We start from the raw sequence: 1,914 nt of genomic DNA on the forward strand, positions 1-1,914 counted from the left end.
CGTTCGACCTCCTCGATCAGCAGCGGGGACAGGTACGGAAACAGCTCCAAGAGCACATCACGAGAGCACGCGATGCATGATCGCGAACAGTCGGCGCGACCCGTACAACCGTCCGGATCACAAGATCGTCGACAGAACCAAGATTCGCGATGGCAAGGTCGCCAACCGGCCCATTTACGTTGCGATGGCCGTCACGGTCGAGGGCACCCGGGACATTCTCGGGATCTGGGCCGGTGACGGCGGCGAGGGCGCCAAGCACTGGCTCCAGGTCTTCACCGAGCTGAAAAATCGCGGAGTTGAAGATGTCCTCATGCTCGTCTGCGACGGGCTAAAGGGCCTGCCGGACGCGGTCGAGACGGTCTGGCCCCGCACGGTCGTCCAGACGTGCATCGTTCACTTGATTCGCAACAGCATCCGCTACTGTGCCCGCCAGGACTGGGACAACGTCGCCAAGGATCTCAAGCCCGTCTACACCGCTCCCAGCGAGGCCGCAGCCACTGAACGCTTCTTGGAGTTCTCCGAGAAGTGGGGCACCAAGTATCCGGCCGTGATCAAGCTGTGGTCCGACGCCTGGGCCGAGATGGTGCCCTTCTTGTCCTTCGACGTCGAGATCCGCAAGGTCATCTGCAGCACGAACGCCATTGAGAGTGTGAACGCCCGGATCCGCAAGGCGGTTCGGGCCCGCGGCCACTTCCCCACAGAGGCCGCCGCGTTGAAGTGCGTCTACATGGCACTGATGAGCCTGGACCCGACGGGCAAGGGCCGCCGTCGCTGGACGATGCGCTGGAAGGCACCCCTGAACGCCTTCCAGATCGCCTTCGATGGCCGCCTGACCCCCACCAACCAGCGATAACCCAACAACCAAGATCAGCCGTTAAGTTGACACACCCATCAGAATTCACACGGTGGATCGAGGCTGAATGCTTACGGCGAATCGAGTTTAACTGCCGCCCTCTGACCAGCTGGACCAGGCGTTGATCAATAACTGTGGTTGCGGTGTCAGTTTGGTCGTTGCCTCTCTGCTCCAGGCCTGTGATGTTGGTCCGGGTCAGATGCCTCTATCGTCGGCGGTCGCACGTCTTCGATAGTGCCTGGAGTTTCCGGTGCTTGCGCGGATCTCAACGAAGGGTGCTGACCTCGATGATGTTTACTCCCCGACCCGAACGCATCAAGAAGATCATTGCCGGTCTCGTGGTGGCAGGTGTCGCCGGGGTCGGTGTCGCGGCTTCCCAGCCTGCATACGCGGATCTCGAACCTCCCTCTTCGTTCGACTGATACCAGCCGGAGCGTTGGTGACGTGTGCTCGAAGATCTCCACGCCAAGCAGCCGGGTCTATAACGTGGCTGGCCTTCGCGGCGATCGGCCTTACATCCAGGTTTACGCTACGGATGATTGCAGCGGTAGCAACATAGGTGAACTTAACTTCGGGCACCGCACAATGGGTCCGAGTCCGTCAACGTCATCTTCGATGGCAGCGGTGTTCATATCGGGTGACGAGGACGGGTGAGTTCGTCCATGCCCGCACCGGCCTCGGCACACCGCCGTCGGCTTCCCGCACCCCGGTGTGGCGGTCATGTACGACCGGTGGGGGTGCGTCCGACGCAGGGTTTTGAGGTCTCCTTCGTCGACGGGACGGGCTTCGGCCTGGACAGGCAGGGGCCGGAAGACCGATGCCTTGGATAGTGCTGCACGTAAATGCGGAACCGGTTCCCCACCATCACAGATTCCGACCCCCCACAGGAGGACTCAGTTGAAGCATCGACGGATATCCAAGCGGCGTGTGGCCGTGGCAGGTGCGGGCATAGCTGCCCTGGTCGCTGCGGGAGTCACCCTCCAGACTGCGAACGCCAGTGAGCCGAGCCCGCGCCCGGCTCCCGAGACGCTGTCGGCCGTCGCGGCCGGAAAACTCGCCTC

2 pseudogenes are annotated in these 1,914 nt (G+C 62.2%); both read left to right on the forward strand.

Annotation, left to right across the window (positions count from 1 at the left end):
- Positions 1-139: 139 nt before the first annotated feature.
- A pseudogene (locus ABZZ74_RS53940) lies at positions 140-853 on the forward strand (IS256 family transposase); the annotation flags it as partial.
- A gap of 897 nt (positions 854-1,750) precedes the next feature.
- Positions 1,751-1,914, forward strand: a pseudogene (locus ABZZ74_RS53945) (S1 family peptidase); the annotation flags it as partial.

It is taken from the genome of Streptomyces sp. NPDC006476 (assembly GCF_040612015.1).
GTDB lineage: Bacteria > Actinomycetota > Actinomycetes > Streptomycetales > Streptomycetaceae > Streptomyces > Streptomyces griseorubiginosus_B.